The 15,741-nt window shown below is 35.0% G+C and carries 14 protein-coding genes and 5 pseudogenes; 3 read left to right on the forward strand and 16 right to left on the reverse strand.

Annotation, left to right across the window (positions count from 1 at the left end):
- Nucleotides 1-267 precede the first annotated feature (267 nt).
- The 16 genes and pseudogenes from AAIE21_RS13110 to phaZ form a co-directional block, all read right to left on the reverse strand.
- Complete coding sequence (locus AAIE21_RS13110; RefSeq protein WP_343267187.1) at nt 268-765, reverse strand: hypothetical protein; 498 nt, start codon at nt 763-765, stop codon at nt 268-270.
- A 410-nt stretch (nt 766-1,175) separates the two neighbouring features.
- Nucleotides 1,176-2,147 carry a DUF3994 domain-containing protein gene (locus tag AAIE21_RS13115; protein WP_343267188.1) on the reverse strand — a complete coding sequence of 324 codons (972 nt, stop codon included), beginning with the start codon at nt 2,145-2,147 and terminating at the stop codon, nt 1,176-1,178.
- Nucleotides 2,148-2,205: 58 nt separating this feature from the next.
- Nucleotides 2,206-2,361 carry a hypothetical protein gene (locus tag AAIE21_RS13120; protein WP_343267189.1) on the reverse strand — a complete coding sequence of 52 codons (156 nt, stop codon included), beginning with the start codon at nt 2,359-2,361 and terminating at the stop codon, nt 2,206-2,208.
- 169 nt (nt 2,362-2,530) lie between these two features.
- A pseudogene (locus tag AAIE21_RS29605) lies at nt 2,531-3,114 on the reverse strand (HNH endonuclease).
- A gap of 215 nt (nt 3,115-3,329) precedes the next feature.
- Complete coding sequence (locus AAIE21_RS13130) at nt 3,330-3,797, reverse strand: DUF6985 domain-containing protein (RefSeq protein WP_343267191.1); 468 nt, start codon at nt 3,795-3,797, stop codon at nt 3,330-3,332.
- A 17-nt stretch (nt 3,798-3,814) separates the two neighbouring features.
- Nucleotides 3,815-4,621 (reverse strand): annotated as a pseudogene (locus AAIE21_RS13135) (HNH endonuclease).
- A 549-nt stretch (nt 4,622-5,170) separates the two neighbouring features.
- On the reverse strand, nt 5,171-5,875 hold the full coding sequence (locus AAIE21_RS13140) for an endonuclease V (RefSeq protein ID WP_343267192.1): 705 nt from the start codon (nt 5,873-5,875) through the stop codon (nt 5,171-5,173).
- Nucleotides 5,872-6,333 (reverse strand): toxin-antitoxin system YwqK family antitoxin, encoded by a 462-nt coding sequence (locus AAIE21_RS13145; RefSeq protein WP_343267193.1) that lies wholly within the window; start codon nt 6,331-6,333, stop codon nt 5,872-5,874. Before AAIE21_RS13145 ends, AAIE21_RS13140 begins: the two co-directional genes overlap by 4 nt.
- Nucleotides 6,317-8,019: pseudogene (locus tag AAIE21_RS13150) on the reverse strand (YwqJ-related putative deaminase). The gene AAIE21_RS13145 and the pseudogene AAIE21_RS13150 overlap by 17 nt, the downstream one beginning before the upstream one ends.
- Nucleotides 8,020-8,051: 32 nt before the next feature.
- Nucleotides 8,052-8,390 (reverse strand): hypothetical protein, encoded by a 339-nt coding sequence (locus AAIE21_RS13155; protein ID WP_343267194.1) that lies wholly within the window; start codon nt 8,388-8,390, stop codon nt 8,052-8,054.
- Nucleotides 8,390-9,121 (reverse strand): annotated as a pseudogene (locus AAIE21_RS13160) (DUF5081 family protein). Before AAIE21_RS13160 ends, AAIE21_RS13155 begins: the two are co-directional and overlap by 1 nt.
- A gap of 23 nt (nt 9,122-9,144) precedes the next feature.
- Nucleotides 9,145-9,455 (reverse strand): annotated as a pseudogene (locus AAIE21_RS13165) (WXG100 family type VII secretion target).
- 40 nt (nt 9,456-9,495) lie between these two features.
- Nucleotides 9,496-9,906, reverse strand: a complete 411-nt coding sequence (locus tag AAIE21_RS13170) for a hypothetical protein (protein ID WP_343267195.1) — start codon at nt 9,904-9,906, stop codon at nt 9,496-9,498.
- Nucleotides 9,907-10,127: 221 nt separating this feature from the next.
- A complete protein-coding gene (locus AAIE21_RS13175) occupies nt 10,128-10,328 on the reverse strand; it encodes an NETI motif-containing protein (protein ID WP_343267196.1) in 201 nt (66 codons plus the stop codon).
- Nucleotides 10,312-11,508, reverse strand: a complete 1,197-nt coding sequence (locus AAIE21_RS13180; protein ID WP_343267197.1) for an MFS transporter — start codon at nt 11,506-11,508, stop codon at nt 10,312-10,314. Before AAIE21_RS13180 ends, AAIE21_RS13175 begins: the two co-directional genes overlap by 17 nt.
- 121 nt (nt 11,509-11,629) lie before the next feature.
- On the reverse strand, nt 11,630-12,547 hold the full coding sequence (phaZ, locus tag AAIE21_RS13185) for an intracellular short-chain-length polyhydroxyalkanoate depolymerase (RefSeq protein WP_336452330.1): 918 nt from the start codon (nt 12,545-12,547) through the stop codon (nt 11,630-11,632).
- Nucleotides 12,548-12,721: 174 nt separating this feature from the next.
- On the opposite strand from phaZ, the gene AAIE21_RS13190 reads away from it, so the two are divergent.
- The 3 genes from AAIE21_RS13190 (at nt 12,722) to AAIE21_RS13200 (ending at nt 15,717) form a co-directional block, all read left to right on the forward strand.
- On the forward strand, nt 12,722-13,141 hold the full coding sequence (locus AAIE21_RS13190) for a MarR family winged helix-turn-helix transcriptional regulator (RefSeq protein WP_343267198.1): 420 nt from the start codon (nt 12,722-12,724) through the stop codon (nt 13,139-13,141).
- Nucleotides 13,142-13,154: 13 nt separating this feature from the next.
- The gene (locus AAIE21_RS13195; RefSeq protein WP_343267199.1) at nt 13,155-14,354 is read left to right on the forward strand and encodes an MFS transporter; all 1,200 of its coding nucleotides are present in this window, start codon (nt 13,155-13,157) and stop codon (nt 14,352-14,354) included.
- Nucleotides 14,355-14,454: 100 nt separating this feature from the next.
- Nucleotides 14,455-15,717 carry a serine hydrolase domain-containing protein gene (locus tag AAIE21_RS13200; protein ID WP_343267200.1) on the forward strand — a complete coding sequence of 421 codons (1,263 nt, stop codon included), beginning with the start codon at nt 14,455-14,457 and terminating at the stop codon, nt 15,715-15,717.
- The last annotated feature ends 24 nt before the right edge of the window (nt 15,718-15,741 follow it).

The raw sequence follows: 15,741 nt of genomic DNA on the forward strand, positions 1-15,741 counted from the left end.
TATTTTAACAATATCATCTAAGTTTCCACACTAATTATAGGGCCACAATACTATACTTTCTTACTATTTCTTCCGCGCTTATCCTATTATTCTATCCCTAATTTACAAAAGAAAACACCTAATAACTTAAAGTGTTTAGGTGTTCTATTCAACCTTATGTACATGTATTTTCTCGATTCAAGTCAAATGTTACTTCAACGTCATTTTCCATTAACTTTTGTAATAATACATCGTATGGTGCGTATTAACCCAATCAAGTTCTATGGTTTAATCAAACCATTTATCACCATCAGTAATCCATTTATTGTTATGTAAATCAAAGCATTGATCATAATCATGAAAACTAAAATAAGAGGGGAATTTCACGCTTGTACCACCTGCTTTATTCCAGCAGGCAGCAAACCATTCTACTATGGCTTTTGTTTCAATTTCAGATATTACTTCATCGTTTTGTTCATAAAACTCCCAAAATTCATCTGATTTACCATCAGGGAATTTGTAGTATTCTACATCATCTATCAAATCGTGACTGCCTGAAAAAATACTGCTATCATTTCCTTCATAAAAGACTTCACTTGCTCCTCCATCCATAGAATACATTACAATGGACATTTCAAATGACTGAACAAAAGCTGTGAAATCTAATAAATCTATCCCCTTATAATAATTAAAATGAAGTGTCTCTTTTATATTTCGAATAAAATCATCAGAATTTTTTTGAAGACCCTTTTTTAAAGAACTTGTGTAATTTTCTATTGTAAACAAAACTATTCACTCCATATTCTAATTGAACTTCCAATATATTTTCCTCATCCAATAATACCAAAATTAAGTATTAAAATATAAAAATATAATTTCTACAATTGCACCAACTTAAGTGACAGAATTATACCCACTAAGCGCACGATATTATGTAAATTTAGCAACCAGATATAAACCTTTTAAACTGTAACAATTGTTGAAAAAAGTTGTTCATAGAGCTTGTATATTGGAAACTCCTTATAACGTTCCTAATCAACCGCTTCTAATTGCCCAAATAATACTTTTGCTTCATGTGCACTTCCTATCAATACACTGGTACAAAATTGCATTTCTGAATAAAAGATAAAATTGTTTAATTTTAAAATAGTTGTTATAAAATAAAATTTTACAGAGTAACCAAATCCTTACTTATTTTAGTTTTGTTTCACATAATTAGTTGTATTAAATGACTTATCATTGAATAATTGCAAGTTCTTTCTATCATAGTTTTGAACTTTATACGCTATGTCTTTATGGATAACTTCTGCTTCTACTCCGTTTGACATTTGCTTTGTGATATGTAGGTTTAATGTTAAAGAATTCTTATCATATTCCCACGTACCTTCTATATGGTTAGTCTTCCTCGGATACTCACCTACATTGTAAACTTCAAAAGTTTTAGGACTTCCACCTTTTAAAATAAATGCTGGTTTAAATCCGTCTGAAGTCTGTACTCCCCAGTTACCAATTAATTCAGTACCATCTATTACGTTCTTCTGTACCGCATCATAGTCGATTCCGGCTTTCTTATCTAAGTCTTTAATATCTTTAACCGATACTGTACCATCACCGACTTTTGTATTCTTATCTTTAAGTGAGTTAATTGCTTTATACCAGTATTCGTCACCTTGTTTCAGAATCTTCTCTGATTCTTCAATCATTTCTTTGTCAGTCTTTTCGCTTTTTTCTCTAGTTGATTTTCTAGTAAACACTTCTTCTACTATTTTGGAGGACTCTCTAAAGTAACCAGTCGCTTTTTCAAGGTTTTTCTGTTCTTCTATATACTCTTTAGGTGGGTCTATAGATTCAATCTTATCTAATACCCCATTTATTTCTTTTATTGAATCTAATACGTCTGATTTCTTTTTCTTGCCGTCAAAGAGTTCTCTTATTGTATCATTATGCTTCTTAAATGTAGTATCAAACTCTTTAACTAGTCCAACTACTCTAGTTGTGTAATCTTCTTTTGATACCTTCTCTTTCTTAACAGAAGACTTCTTTTCCTCTGCTTTAGCGGGTTTAGCTTCTTCTGTCTTTGTTTCCTTAGATTCAGTTTTATCCGATACCCCACAACCGAATAATAACATAACTGGAACTGCTACACTTACTAGTTTCTTTGCTTTCATGACTAATTTATCCCCTTTAAATTTTACTGATTAAGACCGTTTTCGTTACTTCAACCATTTATAGTTTATTTTGCTTTTCACCAATGTTTGCTGCCGCTTCTTTCCAGTACTTACCGCCTTCTGCAATCAATTCTAAAGAACGTTTCATCTTATCTTGATTCATGTCTTCTAAAGATTCTAATTGAAGTATATAGGCTTCATCATATAAGTCCATTGCTTTAACTACCTTTTTTGTTTTCATTACCCATATTATTCCTATATATCGTACCATTCACCTTCTTCAACGTCAAAGTGTCTTTCCTTGAAGTCTTCACTTCTTCTTTAGGGGTTTTCAAAGATTTGTTAACACAATGGCTTTATGTTAACAAAAGGTGTTTTCATATTTACATGACCCATCTAATACCATCCCCCCATAATTTATTTCCACCTAAGTGATTGACACCATGTGTATCTGAGTTAACCAATTATATCTTCCAGTCACTTGATGATGATGCCAAACTAATCCATCAATTCTTGGTTGACCATCAAAAATTTGCTCTAGTTGTAACAGGCTGAATATTTCTTTTGATATTTTCCCATCCTCTATTTCCTTTTTCAAAGCATTGGTGCAAGATTTAAATTGATCAGTATCCCTTGCGATTAACAAAGCTTCTCTTAACTTAGTTGTAAATTTAACATCATCACCTTTAAAAATTGGAAAGCCTAAAACATCGTAATCTATACCTTTCATATGTGTGCCACCTGCTAGCCCTTTATTAATTATATTATGTTTTGGTGAAGCATTTAAATGAGCATCAATATACCCTACTACCGCTTTAAATTCCTCAACACTATCATAACCTTTAGGAACAATTTACCTATTAACCAAATTCCCGTCTATATCGTAGTCGTTCTTAATTACTTCGTCAATTTCTGATCTATGAACAGTGTTTCCCGTACCCTTAGCAGATGAATCTACAAATTCAATATCTTTAGTAAAAGACCTCAATGGTATCGATAGAAATAACCTTCAAGACTAATTTTCCCCTTTTCATAAAAAAACTGCCCCCCAATTGTAGACTGTGTCTAACAATTGGGGGGCAGTACATTTCTAGTACCTATCTCCACTGCCTTTTTCATTAATTCTCTAAACAAGCTGATTCTTCATACTCTGCTATGTGTATTCCTAACAAATAATAATGCTTAAATTGCAACATCTTGATACCCTATCCTAGCTACTTCTTCATTTATTAGACGAATGCCTACCCCATTTTCCATGTCCCATGTACAGTCAAATGTTAGTCCAATATATCTGCCTTCAAAGCGTCTAGCAGACGGGACATAAATCCCCACTAGCCTGATCTTTTCAAGAAGCTGATCAATCGTTTCAATTAAAGGATAATTTTCATTATATGAAACATCATACCCAAGCTCTTGTCGTTTTTGCTTGTAATAATCTAAAATTGGTTGCAAAATACTTTGTTGAAGTTGTTCCCAATTTTGTATTAAAAAATTATACGAAACATACTGTTTTTCGCTAAATTCACCATCTTCTTTACCATCTATCATCAAAGCAATATCAGCTTCTTTTCCACAAAACTCAATAGTCGTATCTCTACTCCAGACATAATCATATTCAAGCTCACCAAAAACTTCATCATTTATTTTCATTTTGAGTTTTCCCCTTTCTATTTATTGGCAAATTCTCCTAGTTTAAACGCTCCTGCATTTATCTCTCCTACACCGCCAAGATGCCCAAATTTCCCATTTATTTCTGATGGTACAAGTTGGATAGTCTTCACATCATTTAATTCATGCCACGCTAGCTTGCATTCTTCTCGATAGTCTGCAATGTCTCCTGCTTTAATTTTCCCAGAAGTCATTCCAAACTTGCTTGCCTACTCTGGTGAATTGTTAAGTTGTTCAGCCAACTTTTGATCTGCTTGTTTAAAATTAATAGTTCTAGCCTTTGTTCCATGCTTGCCGGTCCCACCTAACATGTATTCAATTTCCAATTGTGCTTTTGCTACAGGTGAAAAATCAGGAACTCCATTTTTATACTCAATTCCATTAATACCAGCATCACTTAAGATTTTCTGTAACGTAGGATTTGGTGGTGGTTTTAGGGTGCATAAAGACTCATCTCTAACCCCTTCAAAAACAAGATTTGAATTCGTTTCTGCAGGTGTTTGCTTGAATCTTGATTCATATGTACTCGCAAATTCCTCTTGCTTGAAGGCTGGTGGAATATCAGCATCTCTATTACCCGTACCCTTAACCCCACTAGCTCCTAAACCAACATTCCCTTTCCTCTCCGCAAGCGAAGCCTCAACCCTCTGAATCTTACCATCCATAAACTTACTACTCTCTGCATGGCGCGTATTAACCCACTCAGTAACCTTCCCTGGGCCAACTTGCTTCCCTATTAATGTACCATCTCCAGCTGCTTCAACGCCTTTGAGTGTAGCTGTTACATAATCTACACCCCCGGCCATTTTTCCGCCAAGCTGATACATTTTTTTCATTTCCGTATTTTTCTACTTTTAGGCTTGCTAGCCTCATGCGGTCGAGCATAATATTTTTGTTATCTCGCATTGATTGTACTATATTTGAATGAAAAGTAGTTTCTCCACCTCACCTTTTTGCTAATAATACAAAGTTTGTTGTTACTTTGACCCCTTTTACAATTTCCCTCTACTACCTTCGTATACTGTACATAGCCATTACAATCTATAAAAACTTAACAATTAATGCACTTATAAAATTATAGTGCTCTTTTAAATTTTCACGTTAAAACACAAAAAAGCACTTGTTGCCTTTAGTAGACAATCAAGTGCTGTACGATTATTAGCTTTATCAAATATTATTAATAGTATTAGATCTTATATATATATCCCGACAGGTACTATATTAGAATTTACGAGCTTATATGAATTCATTGATTTATTACCTACGATCATTAGATATTTCGTTTATTAAATATGAAAATACACTAATTTATTTATCAAGGAATTTATAATCATTTAATGTCTTAATTTTTCATATTATTCTTCCATGAACTGCTTCCTCACTTTATGTGTTTCTATATCTACTAGTCTTACAGGAATGGGTAAACGACTCTCTTGATTAATGCAGTTCATGACAATATCAATACTAGTATCTAGATCAATCCAATTTCCACATGAAACAAAGATTGGCTTTACATTTTTTGATGTTCTTAAAGTTCGACCATAGATTTCACCATCTATTACAATATCTGTGTAAGAACCTATTTGATTCTCCGGCATAGTAAAATCTATACCTTGAATTTTAAGATAACTTTTTGCTACACCAATCGTCGGCTTATTTAATAGAAAAGATGCATGAGTAGCAATACCCATATGGCGATAATGTAAATATCCATTCCCATCAAACATATATAAATCTGGACAAATTTCTAGTTTCTTTACTGCATCTATTACTAAAGGTAACTCTCGAAATGCAAGAAAACCTGGAATATAAGGAATTGTTATTTCTCCATAACTATATACCTTTTCGATGACTTCCTTTGTACTATAATCAATGATTACAATGCAACATGTACCATAGGTTGTTTTATTTGCATCCCAGTAAGCTAAATCTACCCCTGCAATAGTTTTGATTTCACTAATGTCAAAGCTATTCACAAGATTAACTTTTGATAACAATTCATTTTGAATATTGATAAATTCATTTACCAATTTCATATTATTTAAATCTACATTCTTCATTGAGTATCACTTTTAGTAAAAGATTCAATCAATTTTAAATCTGTTTCTGTAGGAGAAAATTTTTGTTTTATGATACGACCTTGAGTATCCCATTCTATATAATGAAGAGCTATACCAAATTTGTATTCTCCTTCAAATTTTAGTTCTCCACTTTCATACCAAATTCTTTCGGCACCATTACTTTGTCCATGAATTAAATTTTTCACTGATTTCAAATTTCCATTTTTATAAAACTCTATTAACTCACCTTCTACAAAACCTTTTACATAACTTGTATAGTACATTAAATTACCATTGTCATACAATTCATAAGCTAAACCAGTAAAAGGTTCTCCATTTTCATCTTCAGGATTATCTAAAACCTCATCACTATATGATGTAAACCATAACTCTTCATCAAAGTCAGTCCCATGTTCTATAACATATTCTTTACTTAAAATGTCAATTTGATTTTTCAATCTTTTTCACCTCTGAACTAAATTCAAACCCTTCAGTAATAAAATTACAATGTGGACAGGTTGGCATCATCATACCTGCTGGTTTTAATTTTTTACCAGACCGTACTACATGAGTGATAAAATTTGAAGTGCTCGCTTCTGGGTTTGCAAGTAACGCTTGATTTAATGAGTACACTTCTGCGTGAGAACCTGCCCCATACGTAAATGTATATCCCTTTTTAATATTTTTCGGCATATTGATAATCCGTTGTTCTATTAAAGTGTGTAACTCTTCTGGAATCTTACCTGAAGTATTATTGATACCAAAGTAATACTTACCTGTTGTTTTATCAAAAGTTCCAGCAACCGCAGGCCCCATCTCTCTTTTAGAAATACCAATTTTATTTAATCTTTCAACTTCTTGGGCTACAGCACCACGTAAATTAATCCTATAATTTAATTCTTGTGGAGTAAATTCCCCATATTTATTACGCAAGTATTCTATTCTACTTAAACTTTCACCGCCACTATTACCAACTTCACCCGTACCCTTAGTACCACCACTCTCAAAATTTGATATCCGGCTCTGAATACTCGCTTTAGAGGCATCGTGGGCTCCTTTTACTCTTTCGCTGAAGTTGGTTCCACCGTGTCTTGCTAGGGTTCCATTTGGTAATACTTCTACACTTTTTATATTTGCTGTTACGTTGTCTGCTGCTTTTGCTAGTACACCTTTTATTGTATAGTCCCAATCATTGATTTTGTCTGCTGCTTTCCAGCCTTGAACTTTTAAGTTCTGCAACGCACTATTTTTACTTTCCTTGAGTGATTGTACCACATTTTTCCCCACATTTGGATTGAAATCAGCGATTCCTTCTTTCAATTTTGTTAATTTTGCAAGGGATCCGAGGTCGATTGTTCCTTTGAATGCTTTTGCTGCTGAACCTAGCCCTGGGATGAGGTCGAGTGCTCCGAAGAAGCCAGCTTCTAATCGTTCTTCTTTGCTTAGTTTTCGGTGTGTACCCCAGTCTTCCCCTGCGGCGGACAGAGGATTGTAGTGACGATTAGTGCTCCTCCTATTGCTAAATCACGCCATGTTTCTAATTTTTTTTGCTCGTCTTCTCTTGATGTATACTCGAATCCTCGCATAGACAGGACTAGTTTTCGATATTCCCCGTAGCTTAGTTTCGCATCTGGATTTTGCTTTTTGACTTCTTTATATTGCGTACGAAGTACATGATCAAAGGCAAGTGATTCTTTAAAGATGTCATCTACTGTTATTTTATCTTTTTTTGTCGTAATTGTTTGCGGGGCCCCATACGCATGCTCACTTGGTAATGTTGTTGTCGTTGTGGCACCAATTCGATTTTCTGTTTTAAAGTCCCGAATAGATAAGTCTCTCATTTTTTGAGCAAATTCATCCATATCTTTATAGAACGGCTCATCTATATGTTCATAAACGACGCGTCCTGCATCATCGCAGTATTTATGTAAAGTTGTATAATCCTCAAGTAATGTATTTATTTTCCTTTCTTGGTTTCTATGATGGAAATAAATGCATCTATCTGAATCTAATTCTTGTATTTTATCTTGTATATCATCTAGAAGTTCATTTGCTTGCTGTAATTTTATAATTGCATCTTTTGTAATCTCATTTATCCCATCTTTCATTTGTTGCCAAGGTTCTGGCCTATATTGCACATCCATCTCTTTTCCATCCCCCCACTACCGCACCTTGATTACTCAAGAGTTTGTAATATTTTTTGTAATTCCTCGTCTTTTTTTATCATTTCTTCAAGTGTATAGTTCACAACCATTGCAGCTTGTTTATAGTTATCTGCCAATTCCATTGTTTTTTCTAATATGTCTTTATAATGATCGGTAACTTTTGTTGCCTCACCTTTTTGATAGAAATGTGAATTTGCTAGATTATTAATATTTTGCTGCACACCATTCGCATACAGGTTATAAATCGTTTCAAGGCGCATCGCGATTGTAACCATTTCAGAAAAATTTACTAATACTTCTGAATTACCACCTGCTCCTCCTGTACTTCCATCGCTCATAGATACTTGCATTAACGTATTCCTCCTAATGAGAATTGTCTTGGATCAATTAACTTTTTATATGGCATTTTCAAGCCGTCGTATAACTTCTTATTCACGGCATATAGACTAGCCCACTCGTACTGCTTACGTTCGATATCAACTTGAATGAAGTTTTCCCCCTCCGTAAAGTACAAGAAGCATTCCCATTTCCCCTTGTTGCCTACCCGCCGGTCCCGCGGACGAGAAAATGTTTCAACGGCCAATAAATCTTTTTTTGACAAATCCATTTCCTCAAAGAACCGCTGCTTTTCTTCTGTCATTTTATTCGTTAAAAAAGTATGCTCTATTTCTCTCGGTTATCTCATTAAAAATGGAACACGTTGTAATAACGAGAAATAGACATCGCGCTTCGCTATGTAATCAATTTCGTATTCCTCATTTTGTTTTCGTTCCGTGAATACGGCTACTCTATCTTTATCTTGTGGCAAAAATCCGATTAAAAGATTATTAAACCGTGTGTACTCGTTACTTTCCTGATACGCTTTTAATAATTCAATTAGTTGAAAGGCTGCTGGTGTGAGACCATTCTCCTCTGTAATTAATCTCTTCGCTTTCAACTTTTCTGTCGCTTTTGTTACACAGTCTGGATCCGCTAAAGTAAGTTTTTCTCGCTCTGGTAAACCAAATAAATATGTAATGCCAGCGGCACCAGCTAATACATAAAGCTCACCAGGGGTAAAACTCTCAATTGTATGTACCATTTCCTCATTCCCCCAGTCCTATTTCACAGTTTCTTTACGCCTTCAACTTCAGGACGATTTGTAAAGGATTGAATATGTTTATCAAGCTCTTTAAGTGCTTTCGTATGCCCTTCAAGTGCTTCTGCCATTTTTGTATTAAATTAAATTGAATTAATAATTCTAAATAGCTTAAAAAAGCATCACGTGTTTTCCCATTCCAATGTGAACTTATGACGTATGCTTGTAATTCCTTTGCTTGCTGGAGTGAATCTTTTACCCCTTTTTCAATTTGCTCAGCATAAGAAATAGCATTTAACGCTTCGCTTCCAGAAATTCCGATTTCTTTACCGTGCATTTCTATTCCCCCATCGTATTCCATACTTCTTTATCTTCGCTTATTTTCCGAATAAATTCTTTAACGCATTAGCCGCCGCTTCAGCTTCAGCTTTATTTTCCGCATCTGCTTTTGCTTTATATTCCTCCCACTTGTAATACGCTTTATTTTTAGCAGACGTAACGTCTCCTAGCATTTGGCGAAAATAATTTATCGTCTCGGTTAATTCCGAATCTTTCTTGTGCCGAGCTGCTTCAAATTCACGGGCAGGAATTTTATCTTGTGGCAATCCATGACTGCTTCCTTCGTAACTACGCTTTGCTGATTCCGCTTGCTCGATTAAAGTTCTCAGTTTACCTTCTTTCGCCTGTAAATATCCATGTAGTTTATCGTAATTATCCCGCTTTCTTTCACTATCTGTATATGAAATATGGAGAAAGTTACCAATGGAATCTATTAAATGCTCCCCCATGTTTGTCCTCCTTTATTTCCTCTAATAAAACAATCGATTTCTCAATACTTTACATACAATCTACCTTGTAATTATTTTCAAAATTTTTCTTGTATAAGTAATTTCATGTGGATATATTTCACCATTTATTAAGATGAAACGCTCTCTATATAATTTACAGAAAATAATATAGCACTGATTACTACCCCATAAAAAAGAGAGGTCATTTTCACGACCTCTCCTCACTTTAACTTCCCTTCAAAAACAATTCTTCTCCCGCACGGTTCTACAACTGTTTTTCCATCTTTCTTCACTTCATGAAAGATCGGCTCTTCCATGCGGCGTGATGGTGCATATCCTTCACGTTCCATACGTACTAAACAATCTGTAATTGTTTCATTCTCTTGTACTTCAAATTTTTTCTTATTAGGTTGTTTTGTCATGCCCTAACCTACTTTCTATTTGTCTTGATGCGGATTGACTTTTCATATATGCGATATATAGAAGTGCAATAATTGCCATTATCATCATAACCGCTATAAAAAAGCTTGTATACTGTATTTTTTCTATAAATATGCCTCCTAATACAGGCCCTATAATACTTCCAATACTAAAGGCGATTCCGGATAATATATTTCCAGCTGGCAGTAAATGTCTTGGTAATAAATCCGTCATAAAGCCAAGACCTAAAGAGAAACATGAACCAATTACCATACCCGCTAACAGCATACACCCAAATACAATCCAATAATACCCGTCAAATACTGCCGCAAGTAAGAAAATGATTGTACTGATGCTGAATGTCCATGTTAAAATGCGGTCTCTTCCGTATTTATCACTTAATATACCAAGCGGAATTTGCGTAATGATTCCTCCTATTGCAAATGCTGGTAGTAAGAAAGAGACATCAGAGACAGACCATCCTTTTCGAAGTGCATATACTGGCAGATTACTATTTAACATTGCTTCTAACACGCCGTACGCTAAAGGTCCCATCAGCGCAACCCAAGCTAGAACAAATACTTGTTTGTAACGAGAAAGTGATGATTCATTTTTCTCTCCTGTATGATCTTGCTCTGGAAAGGCATTTTTAGTTGGTAATAGCAATAGCCATCCAATTAAACAAAGAATTGTCGATACAATAAATGGCGTTGCAAGTCCATATTGGACAGTGCTAGCTAAATATGGGCCTACCGCAAAACCAATACCAAAAAAAACTCCATATATAGATACTTGTCTGCCTATTTTACTAGGATCAGATGTCGTCGTAATCCACGTTTGTGTTCCGACATGTAACATATGATCTCCTACTCCAACTAAAAAGCGCAAAATAAACCATGCCCAAAATGAAAATGTTTGTGTAAAAAAGAATAATGAAATAATAACGAGAAAACCACCGATTACAATAATCGGTTTCATTCCAAACCGTTGCATCGGTTTTTCAAGCCATGGCGAAATAAATAAAATTCCAATGTATAACGCCGTTGCATGAAGACCGTTAAAACTAGAGCGAATCCCCTCTTGCTCAAAAATCATTGCGATTGCTGGCAGAAGCATCCCTTGCGACAATCCAGAAATCGCAACAATTCCAACCATAATCCAAAATGTAAATCGTATTGACATCCGCTTCCCTCTTCCCTTTATATGTTCACCGACCTCCATTATAAACGTTTTGAACAACAATGTGTAAGAATATAAAAAGAAGTTAGAAAACCCGCCTCTAACTTCCTTTTATATGTTCGGCTTATTTATGTTCCAACCAATTTGTAACATGCTGAATAAATTCATCTAAGCAATCGATAAACGGTGAATGCCCGCAATCTTTTAATATAGTTAACTTTGCATTGGGGAGATGCTTCGCTAATTCTTCTCCGACTACTTGCGGAACAACGTAATCACGATCTCCTTGTAAAACGAGTGTCGGCACTTGCAATTGATGAATATGACCATTTCCAGGAACAACCCCGTTATGTTCATCTGAAATATTAAATGTAATTAAAGCGTAGTTCACATCTACAAAATTACGCTGCGTTAACATATCATCTAAGTACTTTTCATAACGCTCTGGTTCCGGTTTATTATGCGTGTAAATGAGTAAATCCCAAACCGTTCGATAATAGAGCTTGTTCATATTTTTAATTGCATCTAGTACAGGAGCAATTTGAACAGGATCTTGTGCAATTTCTTCTTTTGTTTTTAATAGAGAAGAACCAATTGGTTGACCATTTATATCTTTTTTAAAGATCGGGTAGCCTTTCATTCCAACTGATTCAACCAAAATCAACTTTTCTACGTACTCTGGATAACAAGCTGCAAACTCCATCGCAACACCACCACCCATTGACCAGCCCATCAGTGAAAACTTCTTCAATTGTAGTTCATCTATAAATAGCTTGAAATCATCTGCAAAATCTTGTAATGAGTTTATTGGTTTATGGTATGTTGATTTCCCGAATCCTCTTAAATCAATCGCATAAATATGATATTCGTCCTGTAGTTTCTCAATAACTAAATCCCAATGCTGTGAGGATGTCATATTCCCATGAATCAGTACAAGTATTTCTTTACTTTGCCTTCCAACTTTTTGATATGCAATCGTTTCTCCATTTGACAGCGAAACAAACTCCATTGTTGCAGGCTTAATCATCACAAGCTCCCCCATTCACTTTTAATAGAAAGAAAATTCTAAACTTACCTTTAGCATACCATGCAGAATGTATGTTCTCAACACAAAAACGATACAAAATTTTTACATAAAACAACATGTCTATCGCTAGACAATTCTGGTAAAAAGGTATATAGTTAGCTAGGTAACTAATTTGAAAGGATCAAACAAATGGACGAAAAACAGCATTTTTTTCACATTGTCAGTCAAACTTCTCGTAAGTTTACTAAGAAATTTAATGAACGTGTGTCACCTACAGGCTTATTTAGTGCACAGTGGGCTGTCATTTTCCGAATCAATCAAACAGGACCTTGTACACAAACTGAGTTATGCCAATACTTAAACGTTGAATCTCCAACAATGACTCGTACATTAACGCGTATGGAAACAATGGGCTGGATTATTCGAACGGAAGGAAAAGATCGCCGTGAAAAGCTCATTTCCTTATCAGAAACAGCACTGGAAATGATTCCAGTATGGCAAGAAGAAGTTGATACTTTCGAAGAAAAAACGTTGCAGAATATTGATGAAGAAGATTTGCAACGAGCATTTCAAGTACTACAAAAAATTATTAAAAATTTAGATGATTAATGGAGGGATGACGATGCAAAGTGAGAGACTTTGGACGAAGGACTTCCTTGGAACTTGTTTTAGTAGTCTGTTTCTCTTTTTAACGTTTTACATGCTTATGACCACTCTACCTGTCTATGTAATAGACGGATTGAAAGGAAAACCTGAAGAAATTGGTTTAGTCGCAACAGTGTTCCTTATTTCTTCTGTCCTATGCCGTCCGTTTACTGGAAAGTGGCTTGACGATTTAGGAAGAAAGAAAATCTTATTTATTTCTCTTTCATTATTTTTAGCTGCTACCGTCATGTATTTCGGTGCACAAAGTTTATTTTTATTACTTGCCCTTCGCTTCCTTCACGGGATTGGGTTTGGAATGGCGACTACAGCAACAGGAACAATTGTAACAGACGTCGCACCACCTCATCGCCGCGGTGAAGCACTTGCCTATTTTGGTGTATTTATGAGTCTGCCGATGGTAATCGGTCCTTTTTTAGGTTTAACGATTATTTCACATTTTTCATTTACAGTTCTGTTTATCGTTTGTTCTGTCTTTTCATTACTAGCATTTCTACTAGGTTTACTTGTAAATATTCCACATGAAAAGCCAGTAAATAAACAAAAGCGTGAACGCATGAAATGGAAAGATTTAATCGAACCTTCTTCTGTTCCAATCGCTCTTACAGGATTTGTTCTTGCTTTTTCTTATAGTGGCATTTTATCTTTTATTCCTATTTACGCAAAAGAAATTGGCTTAGGAGAAGTTGCAAGTTACTTCTTTATCGTATACGCACTCGTTGTTGTGCTTTCTCGTCCATTTACAGGAAAAATATTTGATCGTTTCGGTGAAAATGTACTTATTTATCCTTCTATTATTGTGTTTACAATCGGAATGTTTACATTAAGTCAGGCACAAACGTCATTTTGGTTCTTAGGTGCTGGTGTATTAATTGGTTTAGGCTACGGGACATTAATTCCAAGTTTCCAAACGATTGCCATTTCCGCTGCGCCAAATCATCGACGTGGCTCAGCCACAGCTACTTATTTCTCATTCTTTGATAGCGGTATTGGTTTCGGCTCCTTTATACTAGGTATCGTAGCTGCACAAACAAGCTATCATAATATGTATTTCATTGCTGCCATTATCGTTGCATTTACATTACTTATTTATTACTTCCTACATGGCAGAAAACAAAAGTTCAAAAAGCAACATACAGACGGAAAATTATCAGCTTAATGTTAATAAGGAAAGTAAACTCCTCTGTTTACTTTCCTTATTTTGTGTTTCTAAGACAACGAGCGTATACTTACTGTAGAAATAACAAGGAGGTACATAGATGAACTTAAAAAAATCTCCCCTTTTATTAATCACACTTACACTATTGTTTATCGTATCTGGGCTTGGATTTGCATTTTTTAAACAAAATAAAGTCTCCCCTTCTAAAGAGAACGTGACAAAGGAAAATTGGTTACAAGATCCTTATTTACGCTGGTCATACACACATATGAGAGAATTAGCGTTAACAAGCGAAGTGAAAAACAACCCTAAGCAAGTAGCAACATTCCCTACTGCATTACAAAACTTAGATAGTTTCTCTGTTAAAAAAGAATACGGAAGCAATATTCCGTTAAAGAAACTATTAGATGAGAATAAAACAGATGCCTTTGTCGTCGTGCATAACGGAAAACTTGTTTATGAACAGTATTTCAATGGATATAAACAAAATGAACCGCATGGAATGGCTTCTTTAGCGAAAGTATTTACCGGGGCACTTATACAATCATTAACCGAAGAAGGACTCATCGATGTAAATAAGACTGCTGAAACTTACGTTAAGGAATTACGGAATACTCCATTTGGAAAAGCAACGATCCAACAATTAATGGACATGAAAGTATCTGCTGAATACCCTACACATGGATATATGCAGCAAGGATTAGAAAATCAAGATGCGCAGTTGTATTTAGCTAGCAATATTCTTCCTCGTGGTAAAAACTATGACGGTCCAATGAAAATTTATGATATGTTACGAGAAGCAAAAGAAACGGCATCACCTGGAACACAGTTTTCTTATAATAACGGCTCATCTGAAACACTCGGTTGGATTATACGGACTATCACCGGTAAATCGTTAGCGGAAAATGTAAGCGAACGAATTTGGTCCAAAATAGGTATGGAAGAAAATGCGTATTATGTTACGGATGAAACAGGAGTTGAACAAGCAAGCGCTGGTTTAAACGCGACTGCAAGAGATATGGCGAAGTTTGGACAATTGATTTTACATAACGGTCGCTACAATGGAGTGCAAGTTCTCCCCTCCTCTATTTCCGAAAATGTAAAGAACGTGCAAGAAGGAGAATTAGCAATCGGACAAGGCGCACCTATTTCTTATCATAATCAATGGTGGATTCCTCACAACGAACAAGGCGCATTTGAAGTATTAGGAAGTTACGGGCAATGTCTCTATATAGATCCTAAAGCAAATATGGTCATTGTACATTTTTCCTCAGATGCGAATCCAAGTAATGATGTCCATGCTACTTATTCAAATATGTATGTACAAATTGCAAAACATTTAGAAAAGCTTTCACAAGAGTGAAAGCTTTTCTTCATTTACCTTTTA

Origin of the sequence: Paenibacillus sp. 102, from assembly GCF_039549175.1 — a bacterium.
Classification (GTDB): Bacteria; Bacillota; Bacilli; order Bacillales; family Bacillaceae_G; genus Bacillus_A.

Excerpts from the sequence above, each read along its gene's own strand:
- AAIE21_RS13115 (WP_343267188.1), bottom strand. The coding sequence starts at position 2,147 with ATGAAAGCAAAGAAACTAGTAAGTGTAGCAGTTCCAGTTATGTTATTA.
- AAIE21_RS13120 (WP_343267189.1), bottom strand. The coding sequence starts at position 2,361 with ATGGACTTATATGATGAAGCCTATATACTTCAATTAGAATCTTTAGAA.
- AAIE21_RS13130 (WP_343267191.1), bottom strand. The coding sequence starts at position 3,797 with ATGAAAATAAATGATGAAGTTTTTGGTGAGCTTGAATATGATTATGTC.
- AAIE21_RS13140 (WP_343267192.1), bottom strand. The coding sequence starts at position 5,875 with ATGAAGAATGTAGATTTAAATAATATGAAATTGGTAAATGAATTTATC.
- AAIE21_RS13155 (WP_343267194.1), bottom strand. The coding sequence starts at position 8,390 with ATGCAAGTATCTATGAGCGATGGAAGTACAGGAGGAGCAGGTGGTAAT.
- AAIE21_RS13170 (WP_343267195.1), bottom strand. The coding sequence starts at position 9,906 with ATGGGGGAGCATTTAATAGATTCCATTGGTAACTTTCTCCATATTTCA.
- AAIE21_RS13175 (WP_343267196.1), bottom strand. The coding sequence starts at position 10,328 with ATGACAAAACAACCTAATAAGAAAAAATTTGAAGTACAAGAGAATGAA.
- AAIE21_RS13180 (WP_343267197.1), bottom strand. The coding sequence starts at position 11,508 with ATGTCAATACGATTTACATTTTGGATTATGGTTGGAATTGTTGCGATT.
- phaZ (WP_336452330.1), bottom strand. The coding sequence starts at position 12,547 with ATGGGGGAGCTTGTGATGATTAAGCCTGCAACAATGGAGTTTGTTTCG.
- AAIE21_RS13190 (WP_343267198.1), top strand. The coding sequence starts at position 12,722 with ATGGACGAAAAACAGCATTTTTTTCACATTGTCAGTCAAACTTCTCGT.
- AAIE21_RS13195 (WP_343267199.1), top strand. The coding sequence starts at position 13,155 with ATGCAAAGTGAGAGACTTTGGACGAAGGACTTCCTTGGAACTTGTTTT.
- AAIE21_RS13200 (WP_343267200.1), top strand. The coding sequence starts at position 14,455 with ATGAACTTAAAAAAATCTCCCCTTTTATTAATCACACTTACACTATTG.